25 protein-coding genes and 1 pseudogene are annotated in these 20,621 nt (G+C 33.1%); 8 read left to right on the forward strand and 18 right to left on the reverse strand.

Annotated features, from left to right (window positions below; genetic code table 11):
• Window positions 1–359: pseudogene (locus tag BWGOE10_RS14455) on the forward strand (hypothetical protein); the annotation flags it as partial.
• A 475-nt stretch (window positions 360–834) separates the two neighbouring features.
• Here BWGOE10_RS14455 and BWGOE10_RS14460 read toward each other — a convergent pair.
• From BWGOE10_RS14460 to BWGOE10_RS14490, 7 genes are all read right to left on the reverse strand, one after another.
• The gene (locus BWGOE10_RS14460) at window positions 835–1,935 is read right to left on the reverse strand and encodes an ABC transporter ATP-binding protein (RefSeq protein ID WP_070143662.1); all 1,101 of its coding nucleotides are present in this window, start codon (window positions 1,933–1,935) and stop codon (window positions 835–837) included.
• Window positions 1,936–1,996: 61 nt separating this feature from the next.
• Window positions 1,997–2,704 (reverse strand): HAD family hydrolase, encoded by a 708-nt coding sequence (locus BWGOE10_RS14465; RefSeq protein WP_070143664.1) that lies wholly within the window; start codon window positions 2,702–2,704, stop codon window positions 1,997–1,999.
• Entirely contained in the window at window positions 2,697–4,124 is a 1,428-nt protein-coding gene (locus tag BWGOE10_RS14470) for a CehA/McbA family metallohydrolase (protein ID WP_070143666.1), read from the reverse strand. The genes BWGOE10_RS14465 and BWGOE10_RS14470 overlap by 8 nt, the downstream gene beginning before the upstream one ends.
• Before the next feature lie 79 nt (window positions 4,125–4,203).
• A complete protein-coding gene (locus BWGOE10_RS14475; RefSeq protein WP_070143668.1) occupies window positions 4,204–5,565 on the reverse strand; it encodes an extracellular solute-binding protein in 1,362 nt (453 codons plus the stop codon).
• A gap of 25 nt (window positions 5,566–5,590) precedes the next feature.
• Window positions 5,591–6,409, reverse strand: a complete 819-nt coding sequence (locus BWGOE10_RS14480) for a carbohydrate ABC transporter permease (protein ID WP_070143735.1) — start codon at window positions 6,407–6,409, stop codon at window positions 5,591–5,593.
• A gap of 10 nt (window positions 6,410–6,419) precedes the next feature.
• Window positions 6,420–7,286 (reverse strand): carbohydrate ABC transporter permease, encoded by an 867-nt coding sequence (locus tag BWGOE10_RS14485; protein ID WP_070143670.1) that lies wholly within the window; start codon window positions 7,284–7,286, stop codon window positions 6,420–6,422.
• A 164-nt stretch (window positions 7,287–7,450) separates the two neighbouring features.
• The gene (locus BWGOE10_RS14490; protein ID WP_070143679.1) at window positions 7,451–8,239 is read right to left on the reverse strand and encodes a DeoR/GlpR family DNA-binding transcription regulator; all 789 of its coding nucleotides are present in this window, start codon (window positions 8,237–8,239) and stop codon (window positions 7,451–7,453) included.
• A gap of 311 nt (window positions 8,240–8,550) precedes the next feature.
• Between BWGOE10_RS14490 and BWGOE10_RS14495 the strand changes: the two genes are divergently transcribed.
• Window positions 8,551–9,033 carry a DUF2975 domain-containing protein gene (locus BWGOE10_RS14495; RefSeq protein ID WP_070143681.1) on the forward strand — a complete coding sequence of 161 codons (483 nt, stop codon included), beginning with the start codon at window positions 8,551–8,553 and terminating at the stop codon, window positions 9,031–9,033.
• A gap of 10 nt (window positions 9,034–9,043) precedes the next feature.
• Window positions 9,044–9,259: a helix-turn-helix domain-containing protein gene (locus tag BWGOE10_RS14500; protein ID WP_000974613.1), complete on the forward strand. Its 216-nt coding sequence runs from the start codon at window positions 9,044–9,046 to the stop codon at window positions 9,257–9,259.
• 41 nt (window positions 9,260–9,300) lie between these two features.
• Here BWGOE10_RS14500 and BWGOE10_RS14505 read toward each other — a convergent pair whose 3' ends face one another.
• The 9 genes from BWGOE10_RS14505 to BWGOE10_RS14545 all read right to left on the reverse strand — a co-directional run bounded on the left by BWGOE10_RS14505 (window position 9,301) and on the right by BWGOE10_RS14545 (window position 15,284).
• Window positions 9,301–9,612: a hypothetical protein gene (locus BWGOE10_RS14505; RefSeq protein WP_070143683.1), complete on the reverse strand. Its 312-nt coding sequence runs from the start codon at window positions 9,610–9,612 to the stop codon at window positions 9,301–9,303.
• Between the two features lie 107 nt (window positions 9,613–9,719).
• Window positions 9,720–10,106, reverse strand: coding sequence for a DUF3887 domain-containing protein (locus BWGOE10_RS14510; protein WP_070143684.1), 387 nt, complete (start codon window positions 10,104–10,106; stop codon window positions 9,720–9,722).
• Window positions 10,103–10,786 carry a YhfC family glutamic-type intramembrane protease gene (locus BWGOE10_RS14515; protein WP_070143687.1) on the reverse strand — a complete coding sequence of 228 codons (684 nt, stop codon included), beginning with the start codon at window positions 10,784–10,786 and terminating at the stop codon, window positions 10,103–10,105. Before BWGOE10_RS14515 ends, BWGOE10_RS14510 begins: the two co-directional genes overlap by 4 nt.
• Before the next feature lie 93 nt (window positions 10,787–10,879).
• Window positions 10,880–12,190: a GHKL domain-containing protein gene (locus tag BWGOE10_RS14520; RefSeq protein ID WP_070143689.1), complete on the reverse strand. Its 1,311-nt coding sequence runs from the start codon at window positions 12,188–12,190 to the stop codon at window positions 10,880–10,882.
• Window positions 12,190–12,924 carry a LytR/AlgR family response regulator transcription factor gene (locus BWGOE10_RS14525; protein ID WP_070143691.1) on the reverse strand — a complete coding sequence of 245 codons (735 nt, stop codon included), beginning with the start codon at window positions 12,922–12,924 and terminating at the stop codon, window positions 12,190–12,192. Before BWGOE10_RS14525 ends, BWGOE10_RS14520 begins: the two co-directional genes overlap by 1 nt.
• Before the next feature lie 212 nt (window positions 12,925–13,136).
• Window positions 13,137–13,721 (reverse strand): HAD-IA family hydrolase, encoded by a 585-nt coding sequence (locus BWGOE10_RS14530; protein WP_070143692.1) that lies wholly within the window; start codon window positions 13,719–13,721, stop codon window positions 13,137–13,139.
• A 35-nt stretch (window positions 13,722–13,756) separates the two neighbouring features.
• Entirely contained in the window at window positions 13,757–14,344 is a 588-nt protein-coding gene (locus tag BWGOE10_RS14535; RefSeq protein WP_070143694.1) for a kinase, read from the reverse strand.
• Window positions 14,344–14,886, reverse strand: coding sequence for a GNAT family N-acetyltransferase (locus BWGOE10_RS14540; protein ID WP_070143696.1), 543 nt, complete (start codon window positions 14,884–14,886; stop codon window positions 14,344–14,346). The genes BWGOE10_RS14535 and BWGOE10_RS14540 overlap by 1 nt, the downstream gene beginning before the upstream one ends.
• A gap of 14 nt (window positions 14,887–14,900) precedes the next feature.
• Window positions 14,901–15,284 (reverse strand): VOC family protein, encoded by a 384-nt coding sequence (locus BWGOE10_RS14545; RefSeq protein ID WP_070143698.1) that lies wholly within the window; start codon window positions 15,282–15,284, stop codon window positions 14,901–14,903.
• A gap of 281 nt (window positions 15,285–15,565) precedes the next feature.
• Between BWGOE10_RS14545 and BWGOE10_RS14550 the strand changes: the two genes are divergently transcribed.
• Together BWGOE10_RS14550 and BWGOE10_RS33435 are read left to right on the forward strand one after the other, a co-directional pair.
• The gene (locus BWGOE10_RS14550; RefSeq protein WP_000433610.1) at window positions 15,566–15,814 is read left to right on the forward strand and encodes a hypothetical protein; all 249 of its coding nucleotides are present in this window, start codon (window positions 15,566–15,568) and stop codon (window positions 15,812–15,814) included.
• A 142-nt stretch (window positions 15,815–15,956) separates the two neighbouring features.
• Window positions 15,957–16,253: a hypothetical protein gene (locus tag BWGOE10_RS33435; RefSeq protein ID WP_070143700.1), complete on the forward strand. Its 297-nt coding sequence runs from the start codon at window positions 15,957–15,959 to the stop codon at window positions 16,251–16,253.
• A 104-nt stretch (window positions 16,254–16,357) separates the two neighbouring features.
• Here BWGOE10_RS33435 and BWGOE10_RS14560 read toward each other — a convergent pair whose 3' ends face one another.
• Both BWGOE10_RS14560 and BWGOE10_RS14565 read right to left on the reverse strand, forming a co-directional pair.
• On the reverse strand, window positions 16,358–16,894 hold the full coding sequence (locus BWGOE10_RS14560) for a DUF2812 domain-containing protein (protein WP_070143702.1): 537 nt from the start codon (window positions 16,892–16,894) through the stop codon (window positions 16,358–16,360).
• 7 nt (window positions 16,895–16,901) lie between these two features.
• Window positions 16,902–17,219 (reverse strand): PadR family transcriptional regulator, encoded by a 318-nt coding sequence (locus BWGOE10_RS14565; protein ID WP_001013434.1) that lies wholly within the window; start codon window positions 17,217–17,219, stop codon window positions 16,902–16,904.
• A gap of 173 nt (window positions 17,220–17,392) precedes the next feature.
• Between BWGOE10_RS14565 and BWGOE10_RS14570 the strand changes: the two genes are divergently transcribed.
• The 3 genes from BWGOE10_RS14570 to BWGOE10_RS14580 are packed head-to-tail and all read left to right on the forward strand — an operon-like array spanning window position 17,393 to window position 20,602.
• The gene (locus tag BWGOE10_RS14570) at window positions 17,393–18,355 is read left to right on the forward strand and encodes an AAA family ATPase (protein ID WP_306475202.1); all 963 of its coding nucleotides are present in this window, start codon (window positions 17,393–17,395) and stop codon (window positions 18,353–18,355) included.
• The gene (locus BWGOE10_RS14575) at window positions 18,352–19,515 is read left to right on the forward strand and encodes a DUF58 domain-containing protein (RefSeq protein WP_070143705.1); all 1,164 of its coding nucleotides are present in this window, start codon (window positions 18,352–18,354) and stop codon (window positions 19,513–19,515) included. The genes BWGOE10_RS14570 and BWGOE10_RS14575 overlap by 4 nt, the downstream gene beginning before the upstream one ends.
• Window positions 19,490–20,602 carry a DUF4018 domain-containing protein gene (locus BWGOE10_RS14580; RefSeq protein WP_070143707.1) on the forward strand — a complete coding sequence of 371 codons (1,113 nt, stop codon included), beginning with the start codon at window positions 19,490–19,492 and terminating at the stop codon, window positions 20,600–20,602. The genes BWGOE10_RS14575 and BWGOE10_RS14580 overlap by 26 nt, the downstream gene beginning before the upstream one ends.
• The last annotated feature ends 19 nt before the right edge of the window (window positions 20,603–20,621 follow it).

A 20,621-nucleotide genomic window follows, 5' to 3' on the forward strand; every position in this document is an offset into this window, starting at 1 on the left:
GTATACCATTTAATGAGATTTATATAAATTTAGATTTTATTATCTATAAAGAAGACCGTGAAAAAGTTATAGCACTTATAGAACATAAAGAGTTAACTCCTAATGTTCATTATGATAGTAGACAAATTCATTTACCTAAACAGTTTGCATCCACTTCCAAAAACGGTGGAGATGTAATTATTCAACAAAATAAAAATGGTATTTCTGTTTTCTTTTTTACTTATCGTGGTATATTAGATAATTTTTCAGGATTTATTTACACACCAAATGATACTAGACCAAACAAATACGACTTTAATAATGAATATAAAGAGATCACAAAAATAGAAAAAAACTGGTATTATGTCACATCATATTAAAGAACATAAAACTTTTCTTTTAATTATATTAAAAACATACCGTATTTATAGAAAGGAAATGCTTGTATACTATATACTGATCTGTACTGCATTCCCTAATTAGGCCCGACACGGATTCTTGTCGTATTAGCTCATTCAAGGTGATGCATTTTTTTACAAGCGATACATCTTTTTTATCATATACGTCGCTTCAACACCACTCAATATAGAGGTTGCTGTTTTAAATGACTCGAATCTTAACATAGGAGTAGCATCACACATCCATCAACTTAAGATTTTTCTCGTTTTGGATTATTTGTTTTTCTCAGCTTGATTGTGACAGGACACTGCCAACAAAAAGCGATTTTCGTACGCTAAGCGATCTTTTATATAAAAAAGCCGATTTCCTGTAATCTAAAGGATAATCGGCTTTTTACTATTCATTTATTTGTAGTAGTTGAAGAAATTCTAAAGGTATAATCATATTAATTATTATCTATAAAACAATCCGTTTCTCAGTTTCTGAATCAAAGTAATGAACTTTGTCCATGTTTAAACCGAGCTCTATATTTGATTGACTTTGCACATCTAAAGATGTGTCCACACGTGCAACAAAAGATTGTCCATTAATGTTAGAATATAGATATGTTTCTGCTCCCATTAATTCTGCTACATCAATACATACCGTTACTTTTGCGTTATATGGTAAAGCCTCGATTGCTTTTCCATAATAAAAATCTTCTGGACGTATTCCTATTATGATTTCTTTATTCGTATATCCATTATTTCGCAAGCCTTTCATCTTCTCTTCTGGCACTTCAATTTTCCACTTATCAATCATAACTGCATTTTCTTTTAATACTCCTTTGAAAAAATTCATTCCAGGTGAGCCAATGAATCCTCCGACAAATACATTCTCTGGATTATCATACACTTCTTTCGGTGTACCGACTTGTTGTATAATCCCATCTTTTAGTACAACTAAGCGCGTCGCCATCGTCATAGCTTCAATTTGATCATGCGTGACATATACAGATGTCGTTTGCAGCTGTTGATGTAATTTTGTAATCTCAGCACGCATTTGAACACGCAACTTTGCATCTAAGTTTGATAAAGGCTCGTCCATTAAAAATACTTTTGCATTTCGAACAATCGCTCGGCCTAAGGCAACACGCTGGCGCTGCCCACCTGAAAGTGCTTTTGGCTTCCGACTTAAATACTGCTCAAGCCCAAGAATTTTTGCTGCATGTTGCACACGTTGGTCAATTTCTTCTTTACTATACTTTCTTAGTTTTAATCCAAATGCCATGTTTTCATACACACTCATATGCGGATAAAGTGCATAGTTTTGAAATACCATTGCAATATCTCTATCTTTCGGTGTAATATCATTTACACGTTTTCCGTCAATATAAAAATCGCCCTCTGAAATCTCTTCGAGTCCTGCAATCATACGTAATGTTGTAGATTTCCCACACCCTGAAGGGCCAACCAAAACGATAAATTCTCCATCATTTACTTCTAAGTTAAAATCTTTTACGATTGTCACATCATGATCATATTTTTTGTAAATGTTTTTGAATGATAGTTGAGCCATAATATCCTCCTAGAATTCGAGCTATATTTATAGATATTGTTAAAAATTATGATGACATGAATTATAAAATCTTCGAAATATCCTTCATACTGTCTAAAATATAATCCGCTTTTCCTTCTAAATCTTCCTTCCTGCTCGCACCCGATAAAACGCCCACTACTTTAATGTTACTATTTCTTGCAAATGTAACGTCTGTTAATGTATCACCTACCATAAGCACTTCTTCTTCAGTTAGTGAAAATTTTTCTTTAAACATATGATAAAAGTCACTTTCAGGTTTTGTTCTATTCACACCATCATCTGCACCTAAAAAATCTACATAATCATATAACTCAGTCATTTTCAGAGAATGAATAGCAGCATCAACATCGTCTGCCGTAACAACCCCAATAATATATTCATTGTCTTTTAAATATCGCAACGTTTCTTTTGCACCTTCCACTTCTGTAAATACAAGATCATCTGCTGTAGAGTACTTTTTGAATAGAAGACATACATTTTGAATAAAATTCTCTTTATCCACATATTGATTTTCTAATAACGAATACCATGCAGCCGCAATAAAGTAATTTGTGCGACAAGCTAGTAAACTCGTACTCTCAAAATCGTTATCATTCATACCAATAATCGTTAAGTAGTCATCTCGTTTACTTTTTTCATTTGGATACGTTTGAAATATATCATCTAACACACGATGCACAATTTTGTACCAAACTGAATCTAACTGTATTAATGTTCCATCTTTATCAAAAATAATCGCTTTATTCACCTTTTATTCCCCCTATAACTTCATTCCATGTTTTCATATTTTTATACTGAACTTTATTATGAATAGGATTAATAAACGCTACTAATTCGTCCTCTTCCCATCCCTCAACTCTAGCGTACGCCCCTTCATTTAAAGGAAATGCAAAGGTTACATCGCTTCCGTATTCTTTTTCAATCGTATGTCCATTTATAAGTAGTCTCCACTCACACGGTTTATCTGTTTGGACGTTATAAATAATATTTCCTTTAGCCTCATCACCGACATAAATCGTTTCACCTTCGTTTTGAATATCTATCGCTAGTTTTCTAAATCGAGAGAAATAAATTCTTCCGTTTTTGATCGCGAATTTTAAGTTTTTAATAGATAAACCGTTACATAATACAAATGTTCCTGGATCACCGTAAATGGATGGATCTTTTGATCCTGGGAATGTTTTAGACGGATGTAAATGAGAATCACTTCCTCCTATCCCCCAGATTTTAAGACCATTTGACCACATTTGATCGAAACAACGTAAAGCTTCTAAAGTAGATGATTTACTTTTTTTATAAGTTGGATCACACATAATTTCCATCGTATGAACATTTTCTAAGTTAATATTAATTTGGTTCGCCCAAGGCTTCATAAATGGATGATTCACACTCAATAAATAGCCTTTTTCTTTCATGAGTGAAAATAGTGCATTCATTTTTTCAATGCTAAATGATTCATCTACATACTCTGTAAAATCAACGAATTCTCTTATACCAAATATGTTGTAATGACCGAAAGGAGTTGTAAGTTCCATAGATGGTATAATTAATGTGTTTCCTTTTTCATAAGATGGCATAACAATATTGTGCTCCGTCGCATATAAAAAATCTAATTCTTGTTTTTCACATACTTTCATTCCAAGTTCATCATCTATCTCGCCATCTGTTAAATCTGTATGTTCATGAAAATCCCCTTTGTACCAGCGATGTTCTTCATTTACTACCTTATTAAAACGGTCTTCATCGATAAAAACATTTCCCTTACAAAAATGCTCTCTATTATACTTTCGTTCCAACTGATCATTCACTTCTATATTTACTGTGTATTCAACTTTTCCCCCAGTAAATTTCACTACTTTCTTTGCACAATGAGGGATATATACGACTTCTAATTCCCAATTACCTGACTGTATGTCTCCTCCAATACAACCAGCGGAACAAAACTTTGAATCTTTCGAAACGACTAGTTTTTCATTTACAATTGGAGTTTGATATTGTATACGTACATAACCGTTAGGGTCTCTCAAGATTAGTAAAAGAGGAATTTTCCGGCTGTCACCTTGATCAATAGTTAATGTAAAGTTTGTAATATCAGTTTCATCCATTTGGAAACAGTGTTTATTTTTTACGAATGGAGAAAGTGTTATCGTACTTGTTATTTCGATCATAGTTCTCACACCTTTTCAAGTGAATTTTAGAGGCACTTCCTTCGTTCAAAAGCACCTCATGTTCGTACTGCAAACAGGTTTATTTCTTCTTTTTCAGCACTTTATCTAATTCTTCTTGCGCAACTTTAGCTGCTTCATCTAATGCTTTCTTTGCTGGAACTCCTTCAATCTCTACTTTATCTTTAGCTACATTTAAAGCGTCATTAATTTTCCCGCCCGTTGGATCTACAAATGGCCCCACTCCATTATTGTTAGCTTGTTCTAACGGAACTAATGCTTGTGGTTGTTTTTTAACAAATTCAGCATATGGACCGTACTCTGTTACATTGTTACGAACAGGAATATAGCCTGTTGCCATTGACCATTCAGCCGTTTTCTCAGTACTTGTCGCAAATTTCATAAAGTCATATGCACCTTTTGCTACTTCTGGGTCAATATTTCTCGTTAATGTGAATAAATATGTTTCTAATTTTGGCGCTGGTTTATTATTACCCCAAGCTGGTTGTGGTAAAGCTTCAAATGTGTTTAAGCGTTCTTCTTCAGTCATTCCTTTACCTAATGATTTGAAAACAAATGCTTGGTCACCAGATGACCCTGTAAATCCTAGCGTTCTACCTTCAACTAAATCAATTACTGTTTTATCCCAATATTCCCATCCAGTACCACCAGAATGTATTTTCATAATTTTATCTTCATGAAGCCATGTACGGAATTTCTCCCATACCGTAACCCAAGTATCATCGTTAATTAATACTTTTTTACCATCTTCACTTAATACATTACCACCAGCACTACGGACTGCATCGATTAAGTTTGACGTCCCCCACATTGGCATCCAGCCAGCATATGAAACATTTCCATTTTCACCACGTTTTGCGACTGTTTTTGCTACCTTTTCTACACCTTCCCACGTCTTTAAATCATTTTTTGTAAAGCCATTTTCCGCTAATGCTTTTTTATTGTAATAAAAGATTTGTGTTGTACCGTAAAACGGAATTCCATATAACTTCCCGTCAATTGTTGCTTGCTCCATGAAGCCTTTTCCGTAATCTTCCTTTTTAAAATCAGCATCATTTTTAACAGATTCATCTAAAGGTACGATTAACTGTTTTTTAACATATTCTTGAATGACGTCTGAACCTAGTAAGGCGATTGCTTCTTGGTTATTCGCTGCAAATCCACTTTGTAGCTTTTGATAAGACTCATCGTAGTTACCCGCTTTCGTCGTTTTCACTACATATTTGTCCTGACTTTTATTGTATTCTTCCACGATCTTGTCTACACCATCTGCAAGAGAACCACCTACTCCATTAATGAATGGAACAACAACCTTCTCGCCTTCTTTACTCGCTTTAACAGTACTTCCTTTACCACCTGAACAACCCGCAAGTGCACTAACAAACAATGTTAAAACTGTTAGAAGCATGAATAGTTTTTTCATCCCACATATCTCCTTTACTATTTAATTACCCCTTTATTCCTGAATCAGTAACACCAGATAAGAACCATTTTTGTAGAATTAAAAATACGATTAAGAGCGGCACCGTTGCGATTGTACTTGCAACCATAATGTGTGACCAATCTCGTCCTAAAGAACTATTAATGAAATAATCAGCAATTCCATTCGTAATTAATTTTTGCGTATTATCTTTCAAAATAAGAGCTGGCCAGATGTAATTATTATAATTACCAATAAATGTGACCAATCCTAATGTTACAAATGATGATCGTGTCATCGGAAAAATGATCTTCCAAAGAATACGCCAATCACTTGCTCCATCAATTTTAGCTGCTTCTACTATTTCAAAACCAACTTTGTGGAACGTTTGTTTTAAATAAAAAATACCGAATACGCTAACAGCCATAGAAATCATGTATCCAAAATGTGAATCAAGCAAACCAAACTTCCCTAACATTACATATACAGGAACATACGATACAGCTCCAGGGATCATATAGGTTGCCATCACAACACTAAACGTAATATTCTTGCCTTTAAACTTATAAAATGCCAACATATAAGCAAAAAGTGCTGACGAAACAAGTACATATATAGTAATGATGAAAGAAGTATAGAAACTATTAAATAAATATGTGCTAAATGGAAGTATATCTAATACTTGCTGATAATTTTCCCAGTGAAATTCTTTAGGCCAAAAACCTCCTTGTAATACTTCACTAGATGTTTTAAACGAACCAAGTACCATCCATATGAATGGAAAAACAAATAGTATGCTTGATAACGCTAGAAAGAGATGCTTTACGATTAATGGACCTTTTTTTATATTACTCACCTTAATAGTTCACCCACTTGTCACCTATTATTTTGTTTATAACAGATAGTAGAATTGTAATGATTAGTATGATAAAAGCGATTGCTGTTGCAGATCCCATATCAAATTGTTCAAACCCTTGTTGGAAGAATAAATAAAGTAACGTACGCGTCGAACCACTAGGTCCACCTTGTGTTAAAATTTTTATTTGATCGTAAGCCTGCACTGAAGAAATTGTATTGACAACAACTAAGAAGAAAGTTGTTGATGAAACCATTGGCAGTGTTACATATCGAAATTTCTGCCATGAATTTGCTCCATCAATACTAGCTGCTTCATATAAACTATCTGGAACTTTTTCTAATGCGCCAATATAGAAGATCATCGTCCAACCAACTAATTTCCAAACTGTCACAATAATGACTGCCAACATCGCTGTTTGACTACTTTGAAGCCAGTCCAAACCTGGTATCCCGAAAAAGTTTAGAACTTTATTAATAACTCCAAATTGAGGTTCATATAAGAGTGACCACACAATGGATACAGCTATTGTTGGCGTTACCCAAGGTGAAAAAATCATTAATTGGTACAATGCAGAACCTTTGAATTTGTTTCGGAAGAATAATGCGAATCCTAAACCTAATGCAATCGTCGGAATGACTGTTCCAATTCCGAAATAAAACGTATTTAGCAACGCTTGCATAAAAGAATCTTGTGTAAATAAATTGAAATAGTTTTCTAAACCAACAAAGTTAAAATCATTCGTCATAAAATCCCAATCAGTAAAACTAATACCTAAACTAATGAAATTCGGAATAATCCAAAACAATATTAGAGGTATTCCAACTGGTATTAAAAAGAACACAGCTTTTGATAGTTTTATTTGCATTCTTGCCACCTCCTAATTCATATTGTACGAGTATATTATTAACACAATGTTGTTAATTTGTTAACTAATTGTAAAAACAACAAATAAACAAAATAAAACAACATATAAACAAAAAAAGAAGACTATTTCTCAACTTACTAAGAAATAGTCTTCCTTTTGTTATTCTATACTGTTATTACTTCTACCCCATTACTTGTTAACACATTGTGCCACGCCTCATCGAGTTTAGCGTTTGTATATAATGCATCTATATCACTAAAATTCCCGCTTTTATAAAACTTTGTTAAATTAAACTTTGACTCATCAGCCATCATGACAACTTGTTTTGCATTATTCTTTAACTGCTTATATATTTGCGCATCTTCAATATACGAACATGTTAGTTCTTTTTCTAAAGAAATTCCATCACACGAAGCAAATAACTTATTAACAGTGAAATGGTCAAGATAGTTTAACGTCATTTCTCCAGACAATGCTAATGAATTTGTATTCAATATTCCTCCAATGACTATTAGCCTGCAATCAAAGGAATCATATTGTTCTTTAAGCTCAATAATTTTATTTACAGCTGGTATCGAGTTTGTTAAAATCGTCAAATTCTTTTTACCGTGTATGTAATCTAAAATTTGCATTGTGGTTGTCCCAATTTCAATTGCGATAATATCATTATCTTCTACGAGTTTACTTGCTTCCATTGCAATTTTTCGTTTTTCTTCAATATTCTCAGATCGGCGCTTATCAAAATGAAATTCTAGTGTTTGATCTTTTTTCTTAATTGCACCACCATGTATTTTCGTAAGCTGCCCTTCCTTGTGCAACATATCTAAATCTCTTCGTATCGTTTCTGTTGTAACATTTAATACCTTCGCTAAATCATTCACCATAACTCGGTTGTACTTTTCTAACTCATCTAGTATGTGTTTTCTTCGTTCAAATTGCGTGTACGATTTCATTTCATTAACACCTCTTCAAATTACGAAAAATATTGATTTTCTAAAAACTCTTATTATACGTTACTTTTAACATAACATCATTTACAGAAAGAAGGAACGATTATCTTTACTATATTTCGTCAAAGGAACAATGATATATATCACCTTGTTATATTCACCATACTTTTTTATAAAGAGTAATACTTTTTATTTTCATCTGAAATTTAAATTTGCTTAACAATAAAAACACGATTATAATAAATAAAAATTTATTGTTAAACGATAAATTTCATGTTAGGTTAAATAGATAATTAATAAATGAGGTGCTTTATATGAAACAAGGATCAACACTCTTTTTAAAGACAGCTATTATTCTGATTGGAATCCCTGTTCTGGCTTTATGTATATTTTTAGTTCCTAACATAGGGAATTATGCAGCGGAATTGTATCCCGATATTGCATATATAAAATATCTTATTTTAATCAATCTGTATGCAACGGTGCTACCTTTTTATTTTGCTCTGTATCAAGCTTTTAAACTTGTAAGCTTCATTGACAAGGGTAACGCTTTCTCGAAATTATCTGTTAGAACTTTAAAAAAGATAAAAAACTGCGCAGTAACAATTAGTATTTTATATGTTGCAGGCATGCCACTCTTCTATCTTGTGGCGGAGAGAGCTGATGCACCAGGTATTATTATACTTGGCATGCTCCTAATCTTTGCTTCAATGGTTATCGCAGTCTTTGCTGCCGTTCTCCAAAGACTTTTAAAAGATGCGATAGATATAAAATCAGAAAATGATTTAACGGTCTGAGGTGAATAATATGGCAATAATAATTAATATTGATGTAATGTTAGCTAAAAGAAAAATGAGCGTAACAGAGCTTTCGGAGAAGGTTGGAATTACAATGGCTAACCTTTCTATATTAAAAAATGGAAAAGCAAAAGCAATTAGAATTTCAACTTTAGATGCTATTTGTAAAGCATTAGAATGCCAACCTGGGGATATTTTAGAATATCAGCCTGAAGATACCGAATAAAAAGAGTCCTTCTATTAATGAAGGACTCTTTTTATTGCTCATTACGGTGCAAAGCTAACTTGACCAGTCAATACTAAAATAATTGCGATTATCCAAAATATAAAAAATGATGAGGACAGTATTAATGAAATAATAGCTATCCCCTTCTTCTCTGTTTTTTTCGTCATTGTGATTATTGAAAGTATGATACCTACACCTGTCAAAGCAATCGTTATATAATCTCCAACTATATTACCCGCATTCGCTATTCTTGTCGGAGTTATAAAAACGAATAAAAAACACATAATTCCGATGAGTAAAGATACATAGCTTATTATGCTGTACTTCTTTTTGGAAACTATTTCTGTTTTCATAATTACCCACCCCTTCTATATAGCTATGAGTTCATATTAGCATCAATAACCATAATTTGGTTAAAATAAAAAACAGATAAAGTGGAAGTGTCCACTTTATCTGTTTTTTATTTAATATATAAACCTGCTATTTCTTCTTTATCATTATAAGTTACGATAAAGGTACGTTGTTCTTTACTATATTTCGCTACAAGAACAACTGTATATAAACCATCTTTTTCTTCAATCGACTTTTTTTCAATCTTTTCGAATGTACCAGCTTTTTCAATTACAGGCGTAAGATCTTTCATTTTCTCCTCTGATAATGCAGTTTTCATCTTGCTATCAAATTTTTCATGCACTTCTTTATACTTAGCTTCATTTAGTAACGTTACACTTTCTTCCGCTTTCGGAATAAACTTTTTTGAAGTACTTTCATCTACTTTATTACCAGTACATGCTGCAAGTGCGAACGCCGCAATAGCACTTATAATAATGAGTAACATTCTTTTCATTTTAATACACCCTTTCTTTTTAAGATGAAACTATAACTAAACACAAGTAAAGCACAAATTGCTATTGTAACTTCTACAGTAAATATAGCCCTATCTGCTGATACGTATAGCGGTATGATGCCTGCTAGTGCATTTACAGCCCCATGGATGAGGATTGCATATACAACATAACGAAATTTCTTTTGGACAACAGCTTGCAATACAATGAATGACAGACCGACATGGACTAACATCGCAAAGATACGTTCCACTCCACCGACAAAATAACTATCCGTATTTCCGCTAACTGTTTGCAATAATAATAGAGATACTACTGGAATACCGACTATCAACACAGCTTCAATACCACCATGTCCTACTCCGAATAAAAATCCAGACTGCCAATCTCGTTGTTTCATAAAATAGTGCATTGCAATAAAACGAGCTATCTCTTCAAAAATACCTGCTGACAAACTAAGCATAATCGCAAATAATATAGGCTGCATGACACTAAACATTGAAAAAGCTGTGCTATTTCCATTTAAATAATTCAGTATTGGTATACGGATTAAAACTTGTGATACAACAAATGCCAATACGCCTAGCATATACGGGATATAACGTTTCTTCCAAAAAGCATATAAAAGTGCAACAAGCGGTAACCCTATACTTATAAACGCTGTAAAAATAAGACCATTCATCTCGTTTCACCTCTTACTTGAAGTGTATAAAAACGATTGAAGAAAGTATGTAGTTATTTCTTATTCGGTTTGATTTCCATCATAAATGGTTATCTATTTTTTAAGTATGAAAGTTTGCGTGAAATGAGGACTCATATAAGTCGTTTCTAGCGTTGCATTATTCGTTTTATTTATAATACGTTTTAATGAGAATAACCCATATCCTCTGTTCCCTTCTTTACTCGAATAGTTTCTCTCATAAATTTTTTGTAAATCAATCTCTTTATAATGGGCGCTATTACGAACAACAAAATATTGCTCTGCATCCATTTCAAAAAAGGCAATTTGCAATACCTTTTCCTCACTATGTATAGCTTCTTCAATTGCATTATCTAATAAAACTGAAATGATGCGAATAAAAGGAACTATAGGCATCGAAACCGTCTCTATTTTTTCCGGAATATCAAGCATTACTTTTATTTGTTGTTGCTGGGCGGTACCTACTTTTGCTCTTAATACACTTTTCACTTCAGGTATATGTATACGAGATAATTTCGCAATATCGAGTTCATGATCGTTTATTAATTTTAAAGTTGGGGTAATAACGTCATAATACACTTGCTCGATTTCATTCACATTTTTTGTACGTATTCCCGCCTCTAACGCAAGTAACACATTAATATAATCGTGGCGGAAACTAGCCAATTCATCATGCATCGATTCTAATTTCTCGACATAATCGAGTAACTCTTTATCTAAACGTTTTTCATGCTCTTCCACTAACTTCTCTTTCGCCAAATGTGAACTTAGTAATACAATCAGTAGTAATATAAAAAACAATACAATTGCTGATATGTAACTTAATTCACCATATTGTTGATTTAACTTTGCTAAAAAATCAGTGGATGGTCTAGTCAAAATTAGTTCAATAATAAACCCGATAATTAACAAAATATAAGTAACATAATATAGTGGACTTCCTACTATGTACTGAGCAATGCTTTGAATTCGTTTACGAGCTAATACAATACCTATAAAAGTTATGAGCGACACGCTAAGATGAATTATACTCGCTGTCCATAAATAGAAATCAAATGGTGTTAACATAAATAGTTTCATACCCACTTCAAGAAACAGTATTTTCACAAGCGTAATAATAACCATGCTAACAAGCGCAAAATATAAATTCCGCTTAAATTTCAATTCATTTTGCATTAATCCTAAACTCATAAGAAATAACACAATCGTACTATTAAGTTCTGGATATCCTGTTACTGTTACAATAATTCCAAGTAAAAGAATAAAAACAGCACTTAAAGCGGCTAACATTCCATATGACAATCTGCTGTAGCGAATTAATTGAATGTATAAGAAGGTATGACTCATACTAGTGAGCAAAAGTGCAAACACATCATAAATATACATTACATCTCACCCTTTAACATTTTACGTACTTTACTAACTAAACGCCGCGATACTGGAATTCGTTTCCCACTTTTTAATATCATCATCTTCTGCGTTGTATCATAAGAAGACATTTGTGTAATATTCACGACATATGATTGATGACACCGAAATAACCGTGCATCTACTATTTCAATCTCTTTTAATGTTCCATAAAAATAAACGATACGATCTAACGTTACTAAAGCTAAACGATGTGGTTCATCGGTCATAATATATTCGACTTTTTGAAATGGTACTCGCACAGTCGCATTATTATTTTCAACGATAAAATCGTCATTTGGAATAGCAGTCTTATTGCGCGCCTCATATTGAAGCAAACATTGTTCAAAAACTTTGTATCGCTCTTCATATGGCAATCCTTTATCAATAAAAGTTAAAGCTGATACCATATATTGATATGAAATAGGTGCAAATTCAGAATGCGTCGTTACAAACACAATAATCCCTTGCGTATCATATTTACGAATTTCTTGCGCTACTTGCAACCCTTTACGTTCTTCTCTTTTTATCTCAATATCTAAAAAATAAATTGGTACATAAGTCGCCCGTGAAATGTTTTTAATAATGCTTTCACTTTTACTAGTTACTTCGATAAAATCGTACGGCAACATATATTTCTCACAAATCTCTTCAACTAACCGCTTCATTTGCTGCGCTTGTATGATATCATCTTCTAAAATGAAAATACTCATATGATCACTCGCTTTATAGAAATCTTTTACTTACATAAAAAAGAGCAAAAACACAATTTTTAATCTGTAAATTTATCTATGACTATATAATTAGAATTGTTATAACAATCTCCTTCTATATAATTGAAAGAATTAATCCGCTTTAGTTTTTATAAAGCATAGGAAAATAACCCCTACTTCTCGAAAAAACAGTAGAGGTTTATTCAAACTATTTATAAAGAGAGCTCCCTATCTCTATCAATAACTACCTTAAAAAACTCAGAGTAACGCGATAAAGAATAATCCGCTACATCACACTTCCCCTGAAACATACACGTGGAAATGCCTAATTCCTTTGCAGGCAATAGATCTAACTCTCTATCTCCAATTGCTAGATCAATATTGTGCTTTTTATGTAAATGATCATATGCTAAAGAGTTTGGTTTTCGAGGGAAACCATCGTCAATTGTAACCATATCGACGAAGTATTTGTCCCATCCATAATACTTTAAGATTTCCATAACTCCTGCCCTATGTTTATGTGTCATAATCACGTTTTTATGTGCAAATTTCAAAATCTCTTCGACATCTTCAAATGGTTTCATATCTTTTGGAGTAAACTTTTTCTTCAAAACCTTAATCTTTTCTTCCTGTTCATTTGAAATGTTGTAATACTGAATTGCGTGGGAATATGATATTTTTAAGTTTTTGTATATGTCTTGTTTATCTACTGCATCGCCTAATATTTCAGAAAGCATCATAGTATATGCAGGATACGTATCAAATAACGTCCCATCAAAATCCCACAAAATATTCATTTTATACACCTTCTATTTTGTATTTACTTACATTGTTACATATTGCGTATTACGAAATCCGCCAAATCCCTCGGCGATTCCACTTCCAAATAATACTCCTCAGCTTTCCAATACCTACTTTGAAACTTCGGAAGGTTCTTCTGTGTTTCCTCACTCTCGCGAAGAAACCTTGTCTCTCTTGAACAATCCAAATACACCATATAATGAAAGAAATCTCTCCATTCTTGTCGCTGAAGAAAAACTCCTTCTACAATTATTACACCTACTAAAGGAAGCTGTATTTCTTTCATTTCACATGAGTCTGTTTCATCATGATAGAAAGGTAATTCTAATTCAATATCGCCTTGTAACTTTTGAAAAAGGTTTCGCAGCAACCAATCAATATCCCACTGAAGGTTGTAGTACTCATACCACTCTGCAAATCCAGTATTATATCGCTTATTACGCTCAGTAATATGATCGTCAATATGAAAAATATGAAACGGGATTTCACTTTGCTTCAAATCTTCTTCCAACTCATTAACCAATGTTGTTTTACCTGAACGACTTAGACCATCTATACCTAATATAAATCGCTCATCTTTATGCTCCTTAATAACTTTCATTATTTCACTTGTGCTCATTACTTTTGCCAATCTTCTTTTAATAATGAATAAACGACCGTGTCATGAGCAACATCATTTTGAATCATATATTTTCGAAGTAATCCTTCTTCTTGAAATCCGGCTTTTGTTAATAAATTACGGGAAGCTTCATTTTCTATATATACGACAGCTGCAATTCTTATAAAGTGCAACGTTTCAAACCCGTAAGCTAGCATTTCTTGCAGTGCTTCGGTTGCGTATCCTTGCCCCCAATATGTATCATCTAGCTCATAACCAATTTCAGCCCGTTTATGATGATTGTTAATTAAATGAAATCCACACGTACCAATTAATTGATCCGTGCCTTTCTTCTCTATACCCCAGCGAAACACACTTCCTTCTTCATTCCGTTTTCTAAACGTTTGAATAGTCGTTTTCGCTTGCTCAACATTTTCGAAAGAGTCCATTCCAAAATAACGAATAACAGATTCTTTTGAAAAATAATGGAACATTGTTTCTGCATCTAATAGTGTAAGTTCTCTTAATAGTAAGCGTTCTGTTTCTAATTTTGGAAATCCCATCTCTTTTTCTCCTTCTATTCTAATGAACTACAAATTTCAATATAATTACCGTCTGGGTCAGCAATGTAAGCAATTGTTTGTCCCCACAGTTTCGTCATCGGTTCAACTAAAACCTTAATACCTTGTTTTCTGAATTGCTCAATCGTTTCTTGCACATTCTCAACAACGAATCCTAATTCAAAATGAGAAGACTGTAATACACCTTCTGTAAGTGGTAATCCAGTTAACTCCCTTACATCCTCTCGCGTATTCATCGCTAAAATTGTAGTTCCAGTATTAAATTCAATATATGTACCGTGCTCTGCTTTTATAGGTAACTGTAAAATATCTTTATAGAACCTTAAACATTCCTCAAACTTTTCTACATATAAAATAATGTATTTCATTTTTAAGTTCATAATAATTCCTCCTTAACCTTCACCTCTAAAAATTCGACAAATGTTTTTAAAAACCTTGTACCTTATAGAGATGCGCACAAAAAAATGAGGCCGATTTCTCGGCCCCCAGCTTATTGGCATAAAACAGGAGATTTGGTTTGGACATAACCAGTTCTTACATTTATTATATTTTATTTTTTCTGAATTTTAAATATAATAAATACCTATTTATGTTGAGAAAGTTTTTTTACTTGCATAAATTCATACCGTTCAAGAAATGCTACAAATGGAGGTGTATACATATGGAACCAATGCTATGTCCAAGCTGTAAAACGAACCGCACTCGCTTTAATATTCTTGAGCAACAAGTAAAACCAGTAAAATTAAATCCGCAAACTGGTCAAGTAGAAGAAGAATACACAAATGAAACGATGAATGCTTTTCATATGGCTTATCAAGGACCAACTTACCGCGTCCAATGCGCTGTATGCGGACTCGTTGAAAATCCAGAACAATTTATTAAACCGGCTCAAAATCAGTCTTTCTCATAAAATCGTTACTATCCCTTATAGAAATAGATTTTTCTATAAGGGATTTTTTCGTTTAATACGGTAATAAAAAACATATTTCTTCCTTATTATATTTTAAACTCCACACTCTTTTGGTAATATTTACATAAGAGAGTTGAAATAAATGATTTTAAATAAAAAGTTAATGCTTCCATCTACATTTCTACTATTAACTTGTCACATAGGCATTTTTTACTTTTGGATTTTCGATTGGAAGAAGATAGCAACTCCTTACGGTCTAGCTATCTGGATTGTTTCTACTGTTTGCGGCTTTTTACTTTATTACCACTTTAAACATCAAAAATCTAATAAAATAGTCTTAATTGGTAGTTCATTATTATTAATCGTTTCTTCATCATTTATGATTTTTTTAGGTATTATCACTGGTATTATCTTTGTAACTGTTAGTTCTATGCCTTAAATATATAGTTTTTTATTGTGTAAAAAAGAGTGAACAAAATAGAATTACATAAAAATTAAAGAAGATGATTCCGGTAATCATCTTCTTTTAAAATCCAATCTTTATTATAATATTTCGCTTTTCAATTTCTTAATTTTCCAAGAGAGCCTTATAAAGAGATACATCCACATACAACTAACAACCCCCACCAGAACTTTCGCCCAAATTGGCACTCTTGATTCCATCGGACTTAAAAAAAAGTTATACATTGATGGTAATATAGCTATTGAAATAAATGCAAAAAATTGTAATAACTCCTTCATTTTTTGCACCTTCGTGTCCTTCTCTGAATATATGTCAGGTAACTCATTTTCCTCTTCTACTTCTTTACAAAAATAATTCCATCTTGTAAAACTCGTTACGCGTTTCCAACCAGACATTTCATATATTTCGAAGTACTCTTGTTGTTTTTCTTTTGAATCTCTATAAACCAATCTAAAATCCGCTTTATATATTACATCTTTCGGCTCAGTTTTCTTAAACGTATACATCATATTATATTTTTGTAACGCCCAGCCTTGCTGATGCATCTTTCGTAAAAAAACTTCTTCTTTTTCTAAATTCCATGCCGTGAAAAATTTAAATACCTTCTTTGTCTCCATCTTCCATTCACTCCCCTAAAATACTATTCCCGTTTTTAACCGAACGCTGTAATCTGTTGTACTCTAATTCCAACACTTCTCTCCCAAACGGTGTTAACTCGTAGCACTTCTTTCTGTCTGTAGATGCTACTTCAACAATTAACTTCTCTTTTAATAACTTCGTCGTATTTCCGTATAAAGTACCAGGACCGAGCTTGACTTCCCCATTTGTCATCTCTTCTACCATTTGCATAATTCCATAACCATGCATTGGCTTCACTAGTGACAATAATATGTAATATGTCGCCTCAGTTAATGGAATATATTTTTGCGCTTTCCCATTCATTATAACTACCTCCGATACATCGCTTCATGATATATCGACTTACGATACATCGTATAACGATATTGTATAATCATATTCCAAAATATGCAAGTGTAATATTAAAATTAAATATCTATTTCTTTGAATTAAAAAATCATACTAATTTTCTGAAAAATTTGTTAAAATATAGAAATATTAGCTCTTTTATAATGAAAGGAATGATACATATGATTCATAAATTAAAAGAAAATATAGGGTCTGTGTTTGTTGGTAAGGAAAATGTTATTGATCTACTACTCGTTTCATTACTTGCTGACGGCCATGTACTACTTGAGGACGTGCCTGGTACTGGAAAAACGTTACTTGCAAAAACAATTTCAAAAAGTATTGGTGGTAATTTTTCTCGCGTTCAATTTACCCCTGATGTACTTCCGAGTGATGTAACAGGTATTGAATACTTCAATCCAAAAACTAGTGAATTCGAGTTAAGACTTGGACCAGTCATGACAAATATACTACTTGCAGATGAAATTAACCGTGCAATGCCGAGAACACAGTCTAGTTTGTTAGAAGCGATGGAAGAACGGCAAGTAACGCTTGAGAAGCAGTCTACTCCTCTTCCAAAACCGTTTTTCGTTATTGCGACGCAAAATCCGATTGAATCACAAGGAACTTTCCCTCTTCCAGATGCACAGCTTGATCGCTTTTTAATGACGATTTCAATTGGTTATCCGTCTCCTGAAGATGAGCTGAAAATGATGCGTCGTTTTCGTAATAACACACCGTTAGAAAGCGTCACATCTGTCATTTCTTTAGAGGACATTTTAGAAGCGCAGCAACAAGTGAAAGAAATTTTTGTATCAGAACCGTTAGAACACTACATTATTAAACTTGCTCACGCTACAAGAAATCATGATTACATTGCCAATGGTGTAAGCCCACGTGCTACATTAGCTATAGTACGTGCCGTTCAAGCATTAGCCTTTTTACGCGGCAAGGAATATTGCACACCTGAAGATATTCAATTTTTAGTTCCTTCTATTTGGAATCATCGTATCGTCTTGTCAATGGAGGGAGCTTTACGTACGACAAAAAATGAATTAATGCAAAGGATTTTAAAGGAAGTTGACGTACCAGTGGAGATTGAGCAAGCATGAATGGACAGCGCGTTGTAACTGTACCTTTATTTTTTCAAATCCACATTATCCAATTAACTGTGCCCATCGCTTTACTATTTACGTTTTTTCTACCGCAACGAATTATTATGTTTCTCTTTTTCTTCTACTATTTATTTGCGATTTTCATTTATAAATATGTCGCTTACATAGAGAAAAAATTTCAAATTATAAATGAGAAACAAACAACTCGGCTTTTCCCTGATGAATCTGGACAGTTTTTTATTCATTTAAAAAATGGGGCAAATATACCACTCGTTAATGGTGTTTGTTATTTTCATTTAAATTCCTCCCTTATACCGCATAAGGATCAAGGGGTTGAACAAATATCAAAAACGTTATTTTCTATCCCATTTTCACAACCTGCTCATTCAGCACAAAAATGGGATTTAACATTAACCGCAACGAAGCGTGGTGTCTTTCAAATTGAACAATTTGAATGTGTTTTAAAAGACCCTTTTCATTTATTAACTGTACATTTACCTGTTTTCGATAAATTAAAGACTGAAATTATTGTATATCCTAGCCCTAAAGAAGTAGCCGGTTTACAAGAACTTCAGCAACTATTAACAGGCTCGTATCGAACGAATTTCTCTTTTTACAATGATGAAACATCCATTATCGGTGTTAAACGATATGAACGTGAATCTTTCCGCTCTATTCATTGGAAAGCATCTGCTAAAATGCAGGCGTTACAAGCGAAGCAATATGAACCTGTAAAAAATTATAGTTGGACGATTTGTCTTTCTTTAGCTGCTGATCGTGGGTTTGGTTGGAGAGAAAATGTAGAAGACCTTATTTCATTTACAACGTACATTTGTCAATTCGCAACGAAGCATCAAATTCCGTTTGAGTTATTTATTAGTGTTTTAGCAGAAGCTGGTGCATTGCATTTACCATTAAACGAAGGACAAACACATTATGGGAAGGCTTTAGAGGAATTAGCACGTATTTCAGATGATAGTACATTACTTCCGAAACAAGGATTTCTTCACTATGTAACGAGAAAAAGGGAACGCTCGTCTACAATGATATACATTGGTTTGCAGAAGAATGAGCTCCCTCTTCTATCTCAGCCTACATTTCTCATTAATAATGAAGGGATGGTGGAACCAGTTGAAAACTTGGCTCTATCACGTTAATGACTTTATTCTGCTGCTCCTCCTTTCGTTATTAACGGAAAGAAACGAAATTGTTGGTATTGCTATATTTTTAGCAACAGGATATGTAGGAGTATTTCTTATTCATAAACTAATGAAGAAAAAAACAACAGGGTTTGTAATGCTGTTAGTTCTTCAAATAGTCGGTTTTTCTTTATTTTTACCTTTTTCTCTTTTTGGCACAATTATATTACCGCTATTTTTCTTTATCGTACATGCGGTCGGACCTGGATATCCAGGTCAAAAATCGTTAGGCGGTATTGTATGGTTTGTCTTTTCAGCTATATTTTACGCCCCCTTTCCACCATTGTGGAAAGTGTTACTATTAGCTTTACACATTTTGATTACATTTTGGTTAACCGGGGCAAATCGTAAACAACAACTATTACGTTTCTCTTCTATTATTACAATTGGTATAATGAGTATGTTAATTGTTCAAGTGTTCCCTTTTATTCGACTTATGTTTGGTTTTATGACAGAATTTATCGCATTAGGAGTCGGCTATGCTTTAATGCCATTAATTAAAGCTGCTGAAATGAAAGATACAGAAGGCGTTTGGGCAAATAAAGGACATCTCTTAAAACCTCGAATTGAAGATGGGAAAAAACTTCCTGATTTTGACCCAATACTCATAAATAGCGCTACAATAATAGTCTGTACAGTCATTGCTATTTATTTCGTAAGGAAAATAGTAAAAAATCGAAAACATTTAAGTTTACCAAATATGCCTGTCTTTGAATCTACAATCATTACTGATAAAGAAGGAATCGGCCAAAAACGGTTCAAACGAAATAAACCACCAAATAACGAAATTCGGAAAGAGATTTTCAAGCTTGAGAGTAAACTATCCCCTCCTTTAAACCGAGAACGAGGAGAAACTGTTGAGGCTTGGTTAGAAAGAATAAATCTTGAAGAAGATGTAGGTATTAAGAGTCATATTATTATAGATGCTTATAATGCAGTACGTTATTCAAATAGTGAAAACGCTGTACTTTTGCATGAATTTAAGGAAGAGGTTCATAAGCTTTATGCTTATCAGAAGAGTTTGAAGAAGAAGAAGAGAAAATGATGTATACAAAAAAGACTCC

The organism is Bacillus mycoides (genome assembly GCF_001757995.1).
GTDB classification, from domain to species: domain Bacteria; phylum Bacillota; class Bacilli; order Bacillales; family Bacillaceae_G; genus Bacillus_A; species Bacillus_A mycoides_B.

Bases quoted from the DNA above. Each gene is read 5' to 3' on its own strand.
- BWGOE10_RS14515 (WP_070143687.1), bottom strand. From the start codon at position 10,786: ATGAATGGTCTTATTTTTACAGCGTTTATAAGTATAGGGTTACCGCTT.
- BWGOE10_RS14540 (WP_070143696.1), bottom strand. From the start codon at position 14,886: ATGGGATTTCCAAAATTAGAAACAGAACGCTTACTATTAAGAGAACTT.
- BWGOE10_RS14560 (WP_070143702.1), bottom strand. From the start codon at position 16,894: ATGGAGACAAAGAAGGTATTTAAATTTTTCACGGCATGGAATTTAGAA.
- BWGOE10_RS14475 (WP_070143668.1), bottom strand. From the start codon at position 5,565: ATGAAAAAACTATTCATGCTTCTAACAGTTTTAACATTGTTTGTTAGT.
- BWGOE10_RS14525 (WP_070143691.1), bottom strand. From the start codon at position 12,924: ATGAGTATTTTCATTTTAGAAGATGATATCATACAAGCGCAGCAAATG.
- BWGOE10_RS33435 (WP_070143700.1), top strand. From the start codon at position 15,957: ATGATTTTAAATAAAAAGTTAATGCTTCCATCTACATTTCTACTATTA.
- BWGOE10_RS14505 (WP_070143683.1), bottom strand. From the start codon at position 9,612: ATGAAAACAGAAATAGTTTCCAAAAAGAAGTACAGCATAATAAGCTAT.
- BWGOE10_RS14500 (WP_000974613.1), top strand. From the start codon at position 9,044: ATGGCAATAATAATTAATATTGATGTAATGTTAGCTAAAAGAAAAATG.
- BWGOE10_RS14490 (WP_070143679.1), bottom strand. From the start codon at position 8,239: ATGAAATCGTACACGCAATTTGAACGAAGAAAACACATACTAGATGAG.
- BWGOE10_RS14565 (WP_001013434.1), bottom strand. From the start codon at position 17,219: ATGAATGGGAAAGCGCAAAAATATATTCCATTAACTGAGGCGACATAT.
- BWGOE10_RS14470 (WP_070143666.1), bottom strand. From the start codon at position 4,124: ATGATCGAAATAACAAGTACGATAACACTTTCTCCATTCGTAAAAAAT.
- BWGOE10_RS14510 (WP_070143684.1), bottom strand. From the start codon at position 10,106: ATGAAAAGAATGTTACTCATTATTATAAGTGCTATTGCGGCGTTCGCA.
- BWGOE10_RS14535 (WP_070143694.1), bottom strand. From the start codon at position 14,344: ATGAGCACAAGTGAAATAATGAAAGTTATTAAGGAGCATAAAGATGAG.
- BWGOE10_RS14460 (WP_070143662.1), bottom strand. From the start codon at position 1,935: ATGGCTCAACTATCATTCAAAAACATTTACAAAAAATATGATCATGAT.
- BWGOE10_RS14485 (WP_070143670.1), bottom strand. From the start codon at position 7,286: ATGCAAATAAAACTATCAAAAGCTGTGTTCTTTTTAATACCAGTTGGA.
- BWGOE10_RS14545 (WP_070143698.1), bottom strand. From the start codon at position 15,284: ATGAACTTAAAAATGAAATACATTATTTTATATGTAGAAAAGTTTGAG.
- BWGOE10_RS14575 (WP_070143705.1), top strand. From the start codon at position 18,352: ATGAATGGACAGCGCGTTGTAACTGTACCTTTATTTTTTCAAATCCAC.
- BWGOE10_RS14550 (WP_000433610.1), top strand. From the start codon at position 15,566: ATGGAACCAATGCTATGTCCAAGCTGTAAAACGAACCGCACTCGCTTT.
- BWGOE10_RS14520 (WP_070143689.1), bottom strand. From the start codon at position 12,190: ATGTATATTTATGATGTGTTTGCACTTTTGCTCACTAGTATGAGTCAT.
- BWGOE10_RS14530 (WP_070143692.1), bottom strand. From the start codon at position 13,721: ATGAATATTTTGTGGGATTTTGATGGGACGTTATTTGATACGTATCCT.
- BWGOE10_RS14495 (WP_070143681.1), top strand. From the start codon at position 8,551: ATGAAACAAGGATCAACACTCTTTTTAAAGACAGCTATTATTCTGATT.